This is a genomic window from Pleomorphovibrio marinus (assembly GCF_003347495.1).
GTDB lineage: Bacteria > Bacteroidota > Bacteroidia > Cytophagales > Cyclobacteriaceae > Pleomorphovibrio > Pleomorphovibrio marinus.
This window is the reverse complement of the sequence record NZ_QCXY01000001.1, coordinates 740,534-758,135: the sequence shown is the minus strand read 5'-3', so window position 1 is coordinate 758,135 and position 17,602 is coordinate 740,534. Positions and strand designations below refer to the sequence as shown.

14 protein-coding genes are annotated in these 17,602 nt (G+C 43.2%); 10 read left to right on the top strand and 4 right to left on the bottom strand.

The window, feature by feature from the left end:
* Window positions 1–7: 7 nt before the first annotated feature.
* Both DB520_RS03195 and aroQ read right to left on the bottom strand, forming a co-directional pair.
* Window positions 8–1,063: an aminotransferase class V-fold PLP-dependent enzyme gene (locus tag DB520_RS03195; RefSeq protein ID WP_114748181.1), complete on the bottom strand. Its 1,056-nt coding sequence runs from the start codon at window positions 1,061–1,063 to the stop codon at window positions 8–10.
* A 3-nt stretch (window positions 1,064–1,066) separates the two neighbouring features.
* A complete protein-coding gene (aroQ, locus tag DB520_RS03190) occupies window positions 1,067–1,504 on the bottom strand; it encodes a type II 3-dehydroquinate dehydratase (RefSeq protein ID WP_114748768.1) in 438 nt (145 codons plus the stop codon).
* 196 nt (window positions 1,505–1,700) lie between these two features.
* Here aroQ and xerD point away from each other — a divergent pair, with 196 nt between their 5' ends.
* A complete protein-coding gene (xerD, locus tag DB520_RS03185) occupies window positions 1,701–2,597 on the top strand; it encodes a site-specific tyrosine recombinase XerD (RefSeq protein WP_114748180.1) in 897 nt (298 codons plus the stop codon).
* A 120-nt stretch (window positions 2,598–2,717) separates the two neighbouring features.
* Window positions 2,718–3,758: a quinone-dependent dihydroorotate dehydrogenase gene (locus tag DB520_RS03180; protein WP_114748179.1), complete on the top strand. Its 1,041-nt coding sequence runs from the start codon at window positions 2,718–2,720 to the stop codon at window positions 3,756–3,758.
* A gap of 53 nt (window positions 3,759–3,811) precedes the next feature.
* Here the strand turns inward: DB520_RS03180 and DB520_RS27170 are convergent, their stop codons facing one another.
* Window positions 3,812–3,952 carry a hypothetical protein gene (locus DB520_RS27170; protein ID WP_232834816.1) on the bottom strand — a complete coding sequence of 47 codons (141 nt, stop codon included), beginning with the start codon at window positions 3,950–3,952 and terminating at the stop codon, window positions 3,812–3,814.
* A gap of 7 nt (window positions 3,953–3,959) precedes the next feature.
* On the opposite strand from DB520_RS27170, the gene DB520_RS03175 reads away from it, so the two are divergent.
* The 8 genes from DB520_RS03175 (at window position 3,960) to DB520_RS03140 (ending at window position 14,457) form a co-directional block, all read left to right on the top strand.
* A complete protein-coding gene (locus DB520_RS03175) occupies window positions 3,960–6,278 on the top strand; it encodes an FtsK/SpoIIIE family DNA translocase (RefSeq protein WP_232834815.1) in 2,319 nt (772 codons plus the stop codon).
* Between the two features lie 22 nt (window positions 6,279–6,300).
* Window positions 6,301–6,945: a LolA family protein gene (locus tag DB520_RS03170; RefSeq protein ID WP_114748178.1), complete on the top strand. Its 645-nt coding sequence runs from the start codon at window positions 6,301–6,303 to the stop codon at window positions 6,943–6,945.
* A 22-nt stretch (window positions 6,946–6,967) separates the two neighbouring features.
* Window positions 6,968–7,789, top strand: coding sequence for an orotidine-5'-phosphate decarboxylase (gene pyrF / locus DB520_RS03165; RefSeq protein ID WP_114748177.1), 822 nt, complete (start codon window positions 6,968–6,970; stop codon window positions 7,787–7,789).
* 64 nt (window positions 7,790–7,853) lie between these two features.
* Window positions 7,854–9,152: a DUF2851 family protein gene (locus tag DB520_RS03160; protein ID WP_114748176.1), complete on the top strand. Its 1,299-nt coding sequence runs from the start codon at window positions 7,854–7,856 to the stop codon at window positions 9,150–9,152.
* 50 nt (window positions 9,153–9,202) lie between these two features.
* Window positions 9,203–9,841, top strand: coding sequence for a NeuD/PglB/VioB family sugar acetyltransferase (locus DB520_RS03155; protein WP_114748175.1), 639 nt, complete (start codon window positions 9,203–9,205; stop codon window positions 9,839–9,841).
* A 45-nt stretch (window positions 9,842–9,886) separates the two neighbouring features.
* Window positions 9,887–10,882: an oxygen-dependent tRNA uridine(34) hydroxylase TrhO gene (gene trhO, locus DB520_RS03150; RefSeq protein WP_114748174.1), complete on the top strand. Its 996-nt coding sequence runs from the start codon at window positions 9,887–9,889 to the stop codon at window positions 10,880–10,882.
* Window positions 10,863–11,723: a nucleoside phosphorylase gene (locus tag DB520_RS03145; RefSeq protein ID WP_114748173.1), complete on the top strand. Its 861-nt coding sequence runs from the start codon at window positions 10,863–10,865 to the stop codon at window positions 11,721–11,723. The genes trhO and DB520_RS03145 overlap by 20 nt, the downstream gene beginning before the upstream one ends.
* Window positions 11,724–12,027: 304 nt before the next feature.
* Window positions 12,028–14,457 carry a TonB-dependent receptor domain-containing protein gene (locus DB520_RS03140; RefSeq protein ID WP_114748172.1) on the top strand — a complete coding sequence of 810 codons (2,430 nt, stop codon included), beginning with the start codon at window positions 12,028–12,030 and terminating at the stop codon, window positions 14,455–14,457.
* A 282-nt stretch (window positions 14,458–14,739) separates the two neighbouring features.
* On the opposite strand, the gene uvrA is transcribed toward DB520_RS03140, so the two are convergent.
* Window positions 14,740–17,583, bottom strand: coding sequence for an excinuclease ABC subunit UvrA (gene uvrA / locus DB520_RS03135; RefSeq protein ID WP_114748171.1), 2,844 nt, complete (start codon window positions 17,581–17,583; stop codon window positions 14,740–14,742).
* Between the last annotated feature and the right edge of the window lie 19 nt (window positions 17,584–17,602).

The following is a 17,602-nucleotide window of genomic DNA, read 5'->3' as shown; positions in this document are numbered from 1 at the left end:
TGGGGTATTAATAGTTTTTAAGGAATTGGGATAGACGGGTAATATCTTCATTGGTAAGGGCCGGAAAATTGGCGATCCTGAAACTGGTGGGTTTCAATGAGCCATAACCACTACCAAGCTGCATCCCCTGACCCAATGCTTCTTTTTTGACCTGTTGGATAAATTTCTCCTCTCCAGAAACTCCCAACACCGTCCTGCTTCTGGTACGTTCGTTTTTCACCAGAAAATCCAGGGAAGAGGATTGAGCTATGATCTTTTCCATAGCCTTCATTCGGCTTTCGGTTTCTTCATGAATTTTCTCAATGGGTTGAATATCGTGCAATACCCTGTTTAAAAAATAGATACCTAGCACATTGGGGGTGTAGTGGGTTTGATAATTGGCTGCATTTTCGAGCATGAAATTTAGGCTGTTATACCTGCCATTTTCCCCTAGGGCCTGTGCCTTTTCCACGGCCTTGGGGGAAAGTATCAGTACCCCCAAGCCAGCCGGCAGGCCAAAACACTTTTGAACAGATGCATACCAGATATCCGCAAGGGAAAAATCCAAGAATATGCCCGCCATAGAACTCGTGGTGTCAATGGCCAACATGTGATCCGGAAATTTCTTACCTATAGCCTTTATCGTCTCCATGGATACCTGCGTAGCGTTGGAGGTTTCGTTTTGCGTGATGGCGACCACATCGTGCGATTCACCCATTTCGAGTTCCTGCACATTGATTTCCTCATTCGGCTTTAAGACTAGTCCTTCAGAAGTTTCCAAAATATGCTTGGCGAATCCAAACCATTTTTTGCCAAAGGAACCGGAATAAATATGAAAAGAAGAATGGGATACCAAAGATTGGGTAATGATCTCCCAGTTTTCCGTAGCCGAGGAAGTAAACAGCAATTTGTAATCTGCCGGCACCTTGAGTTTTCCTTTGAGGACCTCTTCTGTGTCTTTATACAGGTTCATGAAGACTTCGCTGCGGTGATTGGCAGACAAGATTCCCTGAGCATAGGCATCGTGGAAATAGGTGGGAACACGTTCGTAAACCTTTGATGGCCCGGGTGCGAAAGTAATCATACGTTATTTTTTAGTGTTATCAAGGTGTTGGTGAAAATAAAGTAAGCCGAGTTCATACCCCGGGAGTCCCAAACCAGCAATCATCCCAATGCATTCTTTGGAGATGATGCTTTTGTGCCGGAATTCTTCCCGCTTATAAATATTACTGATATGAACTTCAATCACGGGAGTCTGAATTCCAGCGATGGCATCAGACAGTGCCACCGAGGTATGGGTATAGGCACCTGCATTGAGTAAGATGCCGTCATGACTAAAACCTACTTCGTGTAATTTGTTGACGAGTTCCCCTTCCACATTGCTTTGGTAATAGTCAAGCGTTAATTGGGGGAATTTGTTTTTTAGATCTTGAAAATAATCCTCAAAGCTCTGGCTTCCGTAGATTTCAGGCTCTCTTTTTCCTAGGAGGTTAAGGTTGGGTCCGTTAATAATGATAACTTTCAATGGCAAAGAATTTAGGTTTTTTTAATTCGCCGCCAAATTTAAGCAAAGGATTACTAAGTCAGGGCTTAGATCAAATATTTTTAAAAAGGAAAAGAATAATTGAAGGCAAAATTTGATTATATTTCTGCAAACTAAAAAAAGCTCAGCATTTCAAATTAAAAAAAGTAAATTTCAGACGTGGAGAAAGGAATAGAAGATGTGGGAGAAAGAAATAAAAGCATTCACTTATTATTTAAAAATTGAGCGAGGTCTAAGCGAGAATTCTATTTTGGCTTATCAGCAGGATGTTCAAAAGCTTTCCAACTATTTTGATAAAGCATATCCCTCCTTATCACCTTCAGAGGTGAAGTTGGAGCATTTGCGGAGTTTCATCACTGACTTGGCCAGCCTCGAGATTTCTTCCTTTACACAAGCAAGGATTATCTCAGGTATAAAAGCATTTTATCGGTATTTTATGTACGAAGACAAAATCACCGATGACCCATCGTCCCTATTAGAGGCCCCTAAACTAAGAAGAAAGCTACCCGAAACTTTGAGCTATCCGGAAATCGAAAAAATTCTGGAATCCATACCCCTCGGTGCCCCGGAGGGTCACAGAAACCGGGCTATGCTGGAAATGCTATATGGGTCCGGCTTGAGGGTTTCCGAGTTGGTCGGTTTGAGAATAAGTCATATTTATAAGGATATTGGCTTTATCCGAGTGTTGGGAAAAGGAAATAAGGAGCGACTGATTCCTATGGGGTCTGATGCGTTAAAGTATCTGAAGCTTTATATGGAAGATATCAGGAAGTTCCAGAGGATCCAAAAGGGCTATGAGGACATCGTTTTTTTAAACAAAACTGGAAAGCAACTCACTAGGGTCATGGTATTTTTGATAATTAAAAAGCAGGCACTTCTTGCAGGAATAGATAAAAGGGTGAGCCCACACACTTTTCGGCACAGTTTTGCCACCCATTTAATAGAAGGAGGGGCAGACCTGAGGGCGGTGCAGGAAATGTTGGGACATGAAAGTATTACCACCACAGAGATTTATACCCATTTGGATAGGGACTACTTACGGCAGGTAATCAATGAATTTCACCCTAGAAAATAGGACCGAAAATAAAATTGCTTTACCATTTTTGCCGATTTGCTGCCATAAGTTTTGTGAGGAATGTCTCCTCCTTTTTCGGGAATATCCCCTAATTTAGCGTTCGCTTAAATCACAGTAGCCGTGTACAAACATATTTTCAGATCAATTTTGTTTAATAAGGACCCGGAGGAGGCTCACCACGCCACAGTTCGCCTTATTAAACGCGCTTTTAATCTGCCATTGGTGGGTAGAATGATTGAGAGGGTGTTTTCCTATGAGGATGAAAGCTTGCAGCAGCAGGTATTTGGGCTTAGCTTCAAGAATCCGGTGGGTTTGGCCGCGGGATTTGACAAGGATGCCCTATTGATGGATGAAATGGAAAAGTTGGGTTTTGGTTTTATTGAAATTGGGACTCTCACCCCAAAACCCCAGGAAGGTAACCCAAAGCCCCGGCTTTTTAGGTTGCCAGAAGACGAGTCTTTAATCAATAGGATGGGGTTTAACAACGGCGGAGTAAAGGAAGCAGTAGAGCGGTTAAAAAACAGGAAAAGCAAAATTATCATCGGGGGAAATATAGGTAAAAACAAATCCACCCCGAATGAAAAGGCGGCAGAGGACTACTTGTACTGTTTGGATCTTCTCCATCCTTATGTGGATTATTTTGTGGTAAATGTAAGCTCCCCGAATACTCCAAACCTCAGAGACCTACAGGAAAAAGAACCACTTAAGGCTTTGTTGGCTACTGTAAATCAAGCTAACAATGCCAAAAGTAAACCCAAACCTGTTTTATTGAAAATTGCTCCTGATCTCAGCGAAGGCCAGTTAGATGACATAGTTGAAATAGTGGACGAAACTGGAATAGCCGGTGTAATAGCGACCAATACTACGATTTCACGGGAAGGGCTGGAAACCTCCACCACCTATCTGGATGAAGTGGGGGCGGGAGGATTGAGTGGTGCTAAGGTAAGGGAAAGAAGCACAGAGGTGATTCGGTACCTAGCCAAGAAGTCAAAGAAAAGCTTTCCGATTATTGGCGTGGGGGGGATATTTACAGAACAGGACGCTATAGAAAAACTGGATGCTGGAGCAAGTTTGGTGCAGGTGTACACTGGCATGATCTATGAAGGTCCAGGCATGGTTCAAAGAATTAAAAAGGGGTTAGTTCGTTATTATCGGGCCTAAGGGTTGGAAAGTTGGTATCTGTCGCATTAACTTATAGGTTGATCATTAATGAATTACAGCATCATGGCTGCAAACACGTTTAAAAAAAATACTTTTAAGAAAAAAGAAAAAGCGGTTGCAAAGGCAAAAGCTCCGCGGCGTAAAATTTCCTTCGCGATTTTTAAGGATAAGCGCTGGGGGATTTCTTTTGGCATTTTGTTTATGATGACCGGAGTGTTCTTTTTGTTGGCCTTTTTAAGTTATTTGTTTTCGGGGCAGGCTGACCAAAGTCTGGTGGTTGATTCCGGCGAAGTTACTATACATACCAAGGCCGGGCAGGTTGAAAATTGGTTGGGATATACAGGTGCCATGCTTTCCCATTATTTTATTTTTCGTTGGTTTGGTGTAGGAGCTTTGCTTATTCCCCCTCTTTTGTTTTTCATCGGTTTTAGGCTGGCTTTTAAGAAGTCCCTGGTTTCCATTACCAGGTATACAGGTTTCGCCACTTTCTTTATCGTTTGGCTGGGTTTATTGATGGGATATTTTGTACATATGCTGGATGATTTTTCCTTTTTAGGGTTCCTCAGTGGAGGCTTTGGGTATGAACTGGCGCTTTTGTCTAATGATTTTCTAGGATGGGGCACCCTAATCGTGATTTTTGCCAGTCTTTTGGTTTTCGTGGTTTTCTTTTTTAATGTGGACAACCTTAATTGGTCAACTGCTGAGGAGGGGAAATATGAAGACTCATCCTCGGAATCTGATTCTGGTATCTTGGAAGGGTATGAGGATAGTGGGGAAGAGGAGTACAATTCTCATGAGAAAGAAGAGCAAATCCCTGAAGAGGAAGTGGAGGATGAAAGCACATGGCAAATTCACCAGCCAGCGGCTTCTAAAAAGAAAACAGGGGATGAACCCGCTTTCAATATCGAGGATAAAACTCAGGTGGAAGAAGAGGAAATACCTTCCAGCAGGGAAAACTTTTCCATAGAGACATCTCCCATCGAAGAAAAGAAGGCCGACCAGGTCGAAAACCTTGACCCCTACGATCCTACTCTTGACTTGCCCAGGTACCAGTTCCCCACCTTGGACTTGCTGAATGAGTATGACAATCAGAAAGTTACTGTGACCAGGCAGGAGCTCGAAGAGAACAAAAATAAGATTGTTGAGACACTTGTCAATTTTAAAATTGGCATTCAGGAAATCAAGGCCACGATAGGCCCGACAGTCACTTTGTACGAAATTATACCCGACCCTGGGGTGAAAATAAGCAAAATCAAAAATCTGGAGGACGATATTGCCCTCAGTCTAGCTGCTTTGGGGATAAGGATTATTGCGCCAATTCCAGGAAAGGGCACCATAGGGATTGAGGTGCCCAACAAAAACCGGGAGCTAGTGGCTGCCAGGTCCGTTTTGGGAACGGAGAAATTTATGAGAAGCGACAAGGACCTGCCAGTGGCCTTGGGAAAAACGATTTCCAACGAGGTATTTGTGATGGACCTAGCCAAAATGCCTCACCTGCTTATGGCAGGTGCAACGGGTCAGGGGAAATCCGTGGGATTGAACATGATCCTGGCTTCCCTGATATACAAAAAGCACCCTTCCCAACTTAAGTTGGTGCTGGTGGATCCCAAAAAGGTGGAGCTCACCCTTTTTAACAAAATTGAAAGACACTTTCTGGCTAAACTTCCTAATGCAGAAGAAGCCATCATCACGGACACCAAAAAGGTTATCTACACCCTGAATTCCCTCTGTATAGAAATGGACAACAGGTATGACCTCCTTAAGGATGCTGGATGCAGAAACCTAAAAGAATACAACGCCAAATTCGTGGCTAGAAAGTTGAATCCCGAAAATGGGCATCACTTCATGCCTTATATCGTACTTGTCATTGATGAGTTGGCGGACTTGATGATGACCGCAGGAAAAGAAATAGAAGGACCTATTGCGAGGTTGGCCCAACTGGCACGGGCCATAGGGATACACCTTGTGGTAGCTACGCAGCGGCCCTCGGTGAATGTAATTACCGGTATCATAAAAGCCAATTTTCCTGCCAGACTATCCTTCAGGGTAACCTCAAAGATAGACAGCCGAACTATTTTGGATGCAGGAGGAGCCGAACAGCTCATTGGTCAGGGGGACATGTTGCTATCTATGGGATCGGATGTTATACGCCTTCAATGTGCATTTTTGGATACTCCCGAAGTAGATGCGGTTTGTGATTGGATAGGTGAGCAAAATGGGTACAGTGACGCTTACCTATTACCGGAATTTGTGGGTGAGGAGGGAGACAGTGGATTAGGGGATATAGACCTAGCCGATAGAGACCCCTTATTTGATGATGCGGCAAGGTTGATCGTTATTCACCAGCAGGGAAGTACCTCTCTCATTCAGAGAAAGTTGAAACTTGGTTATAACAGGGCAGGAAGGATAGTGGATCAACTGGAAGCAGCTGGAATAGTGGGGCCATTTGAGGGAAGCAAGGCCCGCGAAGTTTTGATTCAAGACGAAACAAGTTTGGAACAATTATTGAATAACCTTTAAAAAATTATATACGGATAGAAAAATGCTTAAATCAGTGGTTGCAGGTGTTCTCCTGATGATGGGGACCAATATTGAAGTAGTAGCACAAAGTGCAGAAAAAATATTGGAGGAGGTAAGTGAAAGGTATCAACAGTTGGATGGGTTTAAGGCTACTTTTGAATACACCTATTCTACGGATACAGATGGTGTAATTCAGGCCAATACCGGTGAGGTGACCGTAAAAGGGGACAAATACAGGCTTGTGCTGGATGATCAGGAAATTTATAATGATGGCAACACGGTCTGGACATATATCAAGTCTTCCCGTTACGAGGAAGTAACTATCAACAGTGTGGAGGAAAACAGCGATGAACTAACTCCTTCGAATGTGTACAACATCTATAAAAAGGGATACGAAAGCCAGGTTATAGGGGAAGAAAACATGGAAGGAAAGCCCGTCTATGAAATCCTGCTTACTTCCGAGAGGAAATCAAGCCAATTCAAGGAGATTCGGTTATTTGTAGAAAAAGCTACGAAAGACCTGGTGGCCTGGGAAATCCAGGACGATGCAGGAGGTAAATTCCAGTATAAATTCAAGGAGGTTCAAAAAAACCAGAGTTTTCAGGACGATTATTTTGTTTTCAACACCAACGAGCATAAAAACATCGAAATCATTGACCTAAGGTAAGTGCCATTTTTTATTTTTGTAAATGCATAGAAATGAACTGAAGCAGCACATCCTGGACAAGCAATCTTTTTTATGTGTTGGTCTTGATCCAGTAATGGAGAAATTACCAGCACATCTTCACAAGGAAAGTGACCCCCTATTTGTTTTCAATAAGGCAATAATAGATGCCACCATAGACAATGCGGTTGCCTATAAGCCCAATTTAGCTTTTTATGAGGCTTTAGGAGGGCAAGGATGGGATTCTTTGCAGAAAACCATGGAGTACTTGCCCAAAGAAACCTTCCTTATCGCCGATGCCAAGCGTGGGGATATAGGTAATACATCATCCCTATACGCCAAGGCGTTTTTTGAGCGGCTAAATGCGGATGCTGTTACTGTGGCACCTTACATGGGAGAGGATAGTGTGTCGCCTTTTTTGGAGTTTAAGGATAAGTGGGTAATTCTTCTTGCCTTAACCTCTAATCATGGGAGTAAAGATTTTCAATTGATCCAAGGAGGGAACCAAAAACCCTTATATGAAGAGGTTGTCCAAAAGAGTATGGCATGGGGCACGCCTGAGAATTTGATGTTTGTAGTTGGTGCCACTAGGGGGGAAGACATTGCTAGGGTAAGAAAAATTGCTTCAGATCATTTCTTTTTGGTACCTGGTGTAGGTGCCCAGGGCGGGAATCTGGAAGAGGTAGTAAGGTACGGGATCAACCCGGATGTTGGGCTACTGGTCAATTCATCACGAGGAATAATTTTTGCTTCATCCGGTTCCGATTTTGCAAGTGCAGCAAAAAAGGCGGCTGAAAATGTTAAGGAAGAGATGGTGCAACTTTTGGATAGGTATTACAAGGGGTAATCAATTGTTGTGTTTTTACACATTATTTGGTAATTTGAGTGGATAACTTTTAAATCCACTTTTTATGACCCAATTTCAAGAGAATTTTCTGCAACTGGTATGGAAGTACCAATATTTTGACAAAAAACAGGCGGTAACAGAAGAAGGGGAGCCCATTCAGGTCGTGAAAATAGGCTTTCACAATTTTCATGAAGGCCCTGATTTTAAGGAATCCCATATTAGGATCGGTAACATGGATTATCATGGCCATGTGGAGGTTCATTTAAAGTCCTCTGATTGGAATTCCCACGGCCACGAGGTCGATCCTGCCTACAATAGTGTCATTCTGCATGTGGTTTGGGATCATGATGCCGAAATTTGCAGGAGTGACGGCACCTATCTGCCGGTATTGGCACTAAAGGGCAAAGTGTTTTTAGACGTTGTGCGTAACTATGAAAGACTGCTGGGCTCCAGATTTTCGGTCATCTGTGGCTATGCCCTGTCCGAGATCCAGGATATCTTGAAATTCTCTACCCTTGAGAAGGCTTTGGTGGAGCGATTTACAGAGAAGAGTAGGATGGTGTTGGATTTGCTCCGTGAGAACGGAGGGAATTGGGAGGAAACCGCCTATCAATGGCTATTTTATTGTTTTGGATTCAAAACTAATGGTAAGCCCATGTTGAGGCTTGCCCGCACCCTTCCTTATTTGCTTTTAAAAAAGCACAGTGGCAATAGGTTGGGCCAAGAAGCCTTGATTTTCGGGCAGTCAGGATTGTTGAATTATCAGCTTTTTGAAGAGTATCCCCAGTCCCTGGTCAGCGAATACCTTTTCTTAGAGAATAAATATTCCATAAAAAACCGTCTTTACCCATCTGAATGGAAATTTATGGCGGTAAGGCCAGGAAATTACCCAACCATACGATTGGCGCAACTTGCGGCCTTGCTACATAAGTGTCCCAACCTGTTGTCTACCGTATTGTATGAGATGAAAAACCGACACCGCATGCATGAGTTGTTTGCCCAAGAGGTAAGCCCCTACTGGCAGAAGCATTATCATTTTGGGAAATCTTCCGGTAAGTCTTCAGAAAGAACCTTGAGTGCCCAAACCCTGGACCTCCTAGCGATCAATTTTACTGTTCCCCTTTGGTATGCCTATGGGCAATATATTGATGCGCCGGAATGGCAGGAAAAGTGTTTTGATTTCCTTCAACAGATTGGGGCTGAAGAAAACAGCATCATTAGAAAATTTTCGCAGGTAGGTTGGGAGGCCAAACAGGCATTTGATACGCAAGGTATGATTGGTCTGTACAACAATTACTGTAAGAGCAAAAGGTGTCTGGAATGTAAAATCGGACAAAACCTGCTAAGGCCCCAAACGGCTTGACGTTGTTTGGGAAGCTATTTTACTGTAATTTTGCGGATTAAAATTCAAATATGGAAAAACCGGTAATCATATTGGGGGCCAAAGGAATAGCTCATCCCGCTTTGGAAATCTTCAACAGCAACGAAATAGTAGTATACGGGCTATTGGATGAGGATGAGGCCTTGCACCATACTGAGATTAACCATGTGGGAGTCTTAGGCAGCCCTGAAGATGATGGCTTTTTAAAACTCATTGGGAAGAAATGTGAAGCCTTTGTAGCCGTGGAGGATGCCTCCTACAGAAAATTCCTCGTTAAGCTATTGAATGAAAGGAGAAAGGTTCAACCTGTTAATGCCTTGCACAAGACTTCCTATATATCCACGGATGCTGCCATTGGCCATGGTAATTTTATTAATGCCAAGGTAACTATAGGAGCGGGTGCCGTAGTGGGAAACCATTGCATCTTCCATACCAATGCCAACGTAGAACATCAGGCCAGACTTGGGGACTATGTACAGATTGGTGCGGGAGCCACCATAAATGCAGGGGTAGTAATCGAGAATGGCGCTTTTGTGGGCTCTGGTGCCAATATTGTAGCCGGGGTAAAAATTGGCAAAAATGCCCGTATTGGTGCAGGATCCATGGTGATTGGAGATGTGGAGGAAAACCAAACCGTTTTTGGAAACCCCGCCAAAGCCATTGAGGCATAAGATAAGAAGAGAGATTAACATCCTGCATGAAACAGGACATAGGTTATGGAAAAAGAAGCGTATTACATTTTACTTTATTACTGTTATGCTCCTATTCAGGATCCTGAGGCCTATCGGGAAGAGCATCATCTGTTTTGTATTCAAAACAATATCAGGGGAAGGATCATTATCTCCGGTGAGGGCCTAAATGGAACTGTATCTGGGTTGAAGGCAGATTGTGAAAAATACATGGAGTATGTTCAGGGTGACCCTAGATTTGCGGATACGGAATTTAAGATCGATACCCATCACTCTCATGCCTTTTCCAAAATCAATGTACGTGCAAAGTCGGAAATCGTGCACTCCGGGCTAAGGCATATCGATCCGAAAATAAGGACTGGCAAACACCTGGAGCCCCGGGAGTTTAAGGCGATGAAAGACCGGGAGGACGTGGTGATATTGGATGTAAGGTCTAATTATGAGCACAAACTGGGGCATTTTAAGAATGCCTTGAGGTTGGATATTGAAAATTTCAGGGAATTCCCTGAGAAAGTTAAGGAACTTGAGCATCTTAAGGGGAAAAAGGTGCTTACCTATTGCACCGGTGGCATTAAATGCGAAAAGGCTTCAGCCTTTTTGCTGGATCAAGGCTTCGAGGATGTCTATCAACTTCATGGAGGTATCATCAAGTACGGCATGGAAGCAGGTGGAGAAGATTTTGAAGGCAAATGCTATGTTTTCGATAACAGGGTGGCAGTGGAAGTAAATAATGTTAACCCAACCGTGGTTTCCGAATGCCATATTTGCGGCAGCAGGTCTGATAGGATGGTGAATTGTGCCAATCCTACTTGTAACATCCATGTGCCAATCTGTGAGGCCTGTGGATGGGAATATGAGGGAGCTTGTTCTGTGGAATGTAAGGAAGATCCTGAAAAAAGACCCTATAACGGTACCGGATACTACCAAAAGAACATCAATGGCTATAATCCCTACAAAGGGTTTTATCAGCAGCCGAATAAGGACAGGATCAAATCAGCTTTGAATGTCAAATCGAATAGCTGAGTCGGAACTACTCATCAACACGGATGGCCGAATTTACCACTTGGGCCTTAGGCCGGGAGATGTTGCCGATAAAATAATTACCGTTGGTGACCCGGATCGGGTAGAAAAGATTTCAAAGCATTTTGACCGAATTGTCCTGAAGCAAAGACACCGGGAGTATGTGACCCACACTGGCATATTCCAAGGGAAGGAGTTGTCTGTGATGAGTACTGGAATGGGCACCGACAACGTTGAAATATTTTTGAACGAACTGGATGCACTATTCAACGTGGATTTTAATACAAGGAAACCTAAGGAGCGCTTTTTAAAGTTAGAAATCGTCCGAGTTGGTACCTCTGGCAGTTTGCAGGAGGAAATTCCTGTGGATGGCCTTTTGGCCTCCACATCTGCATTGGGGCTGGATACTTTGATGAATTTTTACTCATTCCCTCAACTAGCGGGGGAGCAGGCCTTTGCCTCCATGGTAATGGAGAAGTTAGGACTGGGTTTTACCCCCTATTTGGCGCATGCCTCTCCTGAACTTCTACATAGGCTTGGCAGTTCCTTGCTTTCAGGAATTACTGTTACCTGTCCTGGTTTTTTCGCTCCACAGGGTCGACAGGTGAGGCTGGAACCTCGCTTACCTTTGTTGTTGGATCAATTGTCCTCCATGAGTTTTGATGGGAAGAAGATGACCAACTTTGAAATGGAAACTGCAGGTTACTATTCTTTGGGGAAGCTATTGGGTCACGAGGTGCTGAGCCTAAACGTGTTGGTAGTCAATCGCAAAAAGGGAAATTTCTCTGAAAACCCAGACCTTGCCATGGACAAATTGATCCAACACGTGCTTGAAAAAATTTAAAATTTTTTCTTTATCGGAAATTTTATTTTAAACCTTTCTTTATTGCTATTCTCCATTCATCCCTGATATTGTGGACTGACATAAAATCAGATATTAGAACAGCCTACGGCACTTTAATTGTATATACATTTATTGTGAACATTAGTTGCTAAAGGGATGTTCATAAAAAGCCTAAGGGCTGTAAAAACCCATTTTAAGTTCTTGCATTTGGTACCTGACCGCAGGTATCGGTGTTTCTCATATGCCCATTTAACCTATAACGTTCAAAGCAAAAATTGCTTTTTTTGACCTAAACCAAATCATAATGAGAGCATTATTAACAATAGTTTCTTTCTTAACCTTCGTTTTTCCGGTATTAGCGCAGGATGTTGATTTAAAAGGAAAAGTGCGAGATGCGGAAAGCAAGGAACCACTAGAGTTTGCAAATGTGGCCTTGTTGGACAAATCCGACTCTTCTGTAGTAGCTGGTGGCATGTCGGACATCGATGGAACTTTCAACTTTGTTGCTCAGCCCGGAGATTATATCTTAAAGGTTGGCTTTATAGGTTATGATGGCTATTATAAGGAAGTGTCATTAGGCGATAAAAGAAATGTCAATTTCGGAAATATAGAATTGCTTTCTGGTGCCACTGGCTTGGATGAGGTAACGGTGGAGGGAGTAACCAGTATTTTTGAGTCCGATATCGATAAGAGAAGGTACGATGTAGAAAACAGCGTGGTAGCAGAGGGTGCTACTGCCTCTGAGCTTTTGGAAACCCTTCCTTCCATTCAGGTGGATGACGAAGGAGGAATCACTATGAGAGGGAGTGGTGATATTTTGATTTATATCAACGGGAGACCATCTAACCTTTCCGGGGATGATGCAGAATCCATATTGGAGCAGTTTCCAGCAAATAGTATCAAATCTGTGGAGCTGATCACTAACCCTTCTTCCCGATATGACGCTGCAGGGGTAGGAGGTATCATCAATATTATATTGAAGAAAAACGAAAAGACTGGACTGAATGGTCAGGCCAATATATCTGTTGGAACAAGAGATAAGTATAATGCCGGAATAAACGTAAACTATGGTGCTGGACGGGTAAATTACTACGCATCCTATAATTACCAAAATAGAAGGACATTTAGGGAATCTGAGGCTTTTAGGGAAAATTTTATACCTGGGATAAGCCAATTTTTGGACCAGGATTCCTACGGGGAAAGGGTGGATATTACCCATCTGATTCGAGGTGGCTTTGATTATAACGTAACCGATAAAGGTACCCTAGGTTTTTATGCCCAAGGCAACTTTAGGGATCGTACAAGCTTTAATCGGCTTAACCAAAGAAACCTCAACACCGAACGTGGTTTGGATAGCCTGTATGTTCGGGATCAAGATGATGTTAGGCAGAGCTTTAATTTTGAAACCGGGTTAAATTATGATTGGGAAATAGATACCTTGGGACAAAAGTTGTTTACTTCTTTGTCCTATTCTCGAGATGAAAGGGTGCAGACTGAGGAGTATGAGCAGTCTTTTTTTAATCCCTCCATGGAAGAAGTACCTGCAAATTATTTGCTTCAAATAAATGACAGGCCTCAGACTAGTGATTTGTACGTTTTCCAGTTGGACTATGTAAAGCCTTTTGAAAATGGCGGAGAATTAGAGTCCGGTTTAAAAGGTACATTTTCCTTATGGGACAGGGAGCAGGACTTTTTTCAGGGTGATCAGGGTACCGAATTTCAACCGGTAATGATTGATACCTTAAGTAACAGCTACAGATTCAAGGAGGATGTTTATGCCGGATATTTTGCTTACAGAAACACCTTGGGAAAATTTGGTTATCAGGGTGGGCTAAGAGCAGAATATACAGAGACAATTGGGTTTGCAGGAGATAGAGAGGCGGCCATTGTCAATAATTATTTTAATCTTTTTCCTTCCATGTATTTGAGCTATGACATGGGTGAGGAACAAGAGTTTTCCGCCAACTACAGCAGAAGGATTTCAAGGCCAAACCTGTGGTCATTGTCTCCTATATACAGGGTTAGGGATTTGCTTAATTTGAGTATAGGAAACCCCTTTTTACAACCTGAGTTTACAGACAGTTATGAGTTTGGCTATATGAAAGGATGGGAAAGGTATCTTATGAATGCTACAGTGTACCATAGGGCCTCCACCAATGTGCTCACCCGAGTCATAAGGTTGACAGATGAAAATATAGCGATTCAAACCAGGGAAAACGCGGCTCGTAGGAATAGCACCGGGTTTGAGATAGTTAACCAGTTGCAGATCAACAACTGGTGGGATGCAACCGTGACTGGAAACTTTTTCTATTCAGAAATATTTGGGGATAATATTGAGGAGGGGTTCAACAATAGCAACTTTAGTTGGACTGTAAACCTGTTGTCCAGCATGGCCATACCCAATTTATTTACCTTACAAGTTCAAGGCAATTACAGGGGGCCTATTGTTTTCCCACAGGGGGAGTTAGAGCCATTTTGGGGAATCAATGCAGGTATCAGGAAAAACCTATTCAACGATAATGCAACCATAACATTGAATGTTAGTGATATTTTTAACACCCGTATCTTCAGGATTAGAAACGATGACCAGCGTTTTGTTCAGGATCGGATGTTTAACAGGGAAACGAGGATAGGTACCATTGCATTTACTTGGAGATTTGGAGGATTTAGGGATAGGAATGGAAGAGACGACAGGGGAGACAGGGACTTTGATGATGATGATAGCGATTTTTAATTTGGCCTAAAAAAAGCTGCTTTCCATCAAGATCAGGTTAAGCATAGAATAGTTAAGCCAGCCCCATGGGACAAATGGGGTTGGTTTTTTCTTATAATTTTGTAAATATAGGGTTTGATTCTATACCAATCAGGACTTCCTGTATTGCTTTAGGAGTTTATAGTATAATATGCTATTGGTCAAGCTATACCCCAGTTAATTTACTGATGCTTATTTTGTAAATAGGAGTGTCGCACATTCTTGGTTGGTCCGAAAAATAGCAACTATTTCCAGCTGCACAACCTACACTTTCTGAAATTCCAGCAATTCCTGATTCAGGAATTTTGCTGTGTGACTTTCTGGTACTTTACTCACCTTTTCAGGTGTACCGGTGGCTATGATTTGTCCTCCCTTATCACCTCCCTCAGGGCCTAGGTCAATAATATGATCGGCCACCTTGATGACATCCATGTTATGTTCTATTACCAATACCGTGTTTCCTTTATCCACCAGTTTTTGAAGAACACTCAATAAATGCTCAATATCTTGAAAATGCAGGCCAGTAGTGGGTTCGTCGAGGATATAAAAGGTCTTCCCTGTGTCCTTTTTAGAAAGTTCAGTGGCCAGTTTAACTCTTTGGGCTTCTCCACCTGAAAGGGTGGTGGCATGCTGGCCCAAAGTGATATAGTCCAGTCCAACCTCATGAAGGGTCTGTATCTTTCTAAGAATTTTGGGTTGATTTTCGAAAAACTCCACAGCTTGTTCCACTGTCATGTCCAATACATCAGAAATGGATTTGCCTTTGAAGCGGACTTCCAGTGTTTCCCGGTTGTAACGTTTGCCCTTGCAGGATTCGCAAGGGATATGAACATCTGGCAAAAAATCCATTTCTACCAATTTCATCCCTGCACCTTCACAGTCCTCGCACCGTCCCCCTTTTACATTAAAAGAAAACCTACCGGGCTTGTATCCCCGAATTTTGGATTCAGGAAGTTCGGTAAACAATGCTCTTATATCCGTAAAGACTCCGGTGTAAGTGGCTGGGTTAGACCTTGGGGTTCTTCCAATGGGCGTTTGGTCCACTTCAATGACCTTATCCAAATGCTCTATTCCCCTCAACACCTGGTATGAGAGTGGCTCTTTCTTGGAACGGTAAAAGGCCTGGTTTAATAGGGGATAAAGGGTTTCGTGTATCAAGGAACTTTTCCCGGATCCAGAAACTCCTGTCACACAGACCATGGTTCCCAAGGGAATATCCAGATCCACAAATTTCAAGTTATGACCACTTGCACCTTTCAATAGCAGGTGTTTACCATTTCCTTTCCGCCTTTTCTTGGGTACGGCAATTTTTTTAATTCCGTTTAGGTATTGGGCGGTAAGACTATCCAATTGAAGGATTTGCTGGGGGTGGCCACTGGCCACGATTTGGCCTCCGTGTCTACCAGCACCTGGGCCTATGTCTATCACATAGTCTGCCTCTACCATCATATCCTTGTCATGCTCCACCACAATGACCGTGTTTCCCAGGTCCCTGAGGTCTTGCAGGGCCTTGATGAGTTTCACGTTGTCCCTTTGGTGGAGCCCGATACTTGGCTCATCCAAAATATAAAGGACTCCTACCAGCTGAGTGCCGATTTGGGTGGCCAACCGGATTCGCTGTGCCTCACCCCCGGAAAGTGTACGGAGTGGACGGTTAAGGGTAAGGTAGTCCAAGCCGATATCCAGCAAAAATCCTATCCTTTTCCTGATTTCCTTGAGGACTTCTTTACCGATAATCTGTTGTTTTTCGGTCATTCTTTCCTCCACTCCCTCAAACCATTCTCCTAGTTGTCGAATGTTCATTTCAGCCAATTCTCCAATATGGTTACCGGCGATCTTAAAATGGAGGGATTCTTTTTTCAGCCTATATCCATGGCAATCTGGACAGGTGTTGGAAACAGTGAAATCACTTACCCATTTCTGGATTTTCTCTGACCCACCTTCTTGCTGTTTCTGCAAAAAGTTGATAATGCCCTCAAAAGTGGTATTCCATTTCGTACCTGGGTACTTCACAGAGTCCACTGCCACTTCCACCTTGTCCCCATACAGCAGGGTTTTTATCACTTCATCTTCCAGTTTGTTGATGGGCGTGGAGATGCTAGCTTTATACCTTTTTAATATGGCATTTATTTTTTTGAATATCCAAATATCCCTATACTCCCCCAATGGGGCAATCCCCCCACGACTAATACTGAGATTGGGGTCAGGGATAATGCTGTCTTGGGTGATTTCCTCTATGATGCCTAAGCCGTTGCAGGTAGGACAAGCCCCATAGGGACTGTTAAAGGAAAAGCTGTTTGGGGCAGGTTCATCGTAGCTTAACCCGGTAAGGGGATCCATCAAATACTTCGAAAAATGATGGATTTCCCCCTTATCGTCTTTTAGCATGATGATGCCTTTACCAAGCTGCAGGGAGGTTTTTAAGGACTGAACTATCCTGTATCTGTCCTCAGGGTCAGCCACAATCCTATCCACCACCACTTCTATGTCATGGATTTTATACCGATCCACCTGCATTTTGGGGACTACATCCACTACTTCTCCATCTACACGAACCTTTGAATAGCCCATTTTTCGGATTTGTTCAAATAGCTCTCGGTAATGGCCCTTTCTCCCTTTTACCACTGGGGCTAGGACATGTAGTTTCTTGCCATCAAACTGTTGGAAAAGTTGTTCAATAATTTGGTCTTCGGTCTGCCTTTCCATCTTGTTTCCATTGAGATAGGAATAGGCTTCCCCGGCTCTTGCAAAGAGCAAACGCATAAAATCATAGATTTCAGTGACAGTGCCTACTGTGGAACGCGGGTTTTTGGAGGTGGTTTTTTGCTCTATAGAAATCACAGGTGACAGCCCATTGATTTTATCCACGTCTGGCCTTTCCATGCCCCCAAGAAAGGAACGTGCGTAGGCAGAAAAGCTCTCCATATACCTCCTTTGTCCCTCAGCGTAGATAGTGTCAAACGCCAGGGAGCTTTTTCCGCTTCCACTGATGCCAGTGATCACCACCAGTTTGTTTCTGGGTATGTTCAGGTCTATGTTTTTGAGGTTATGCTCCCTGGCCCCAAAAATCTCTATTATTTCTTGCTGGCGTTGGCTTTCTGCTGTCATAAAAAGGATTTCCCTGCTG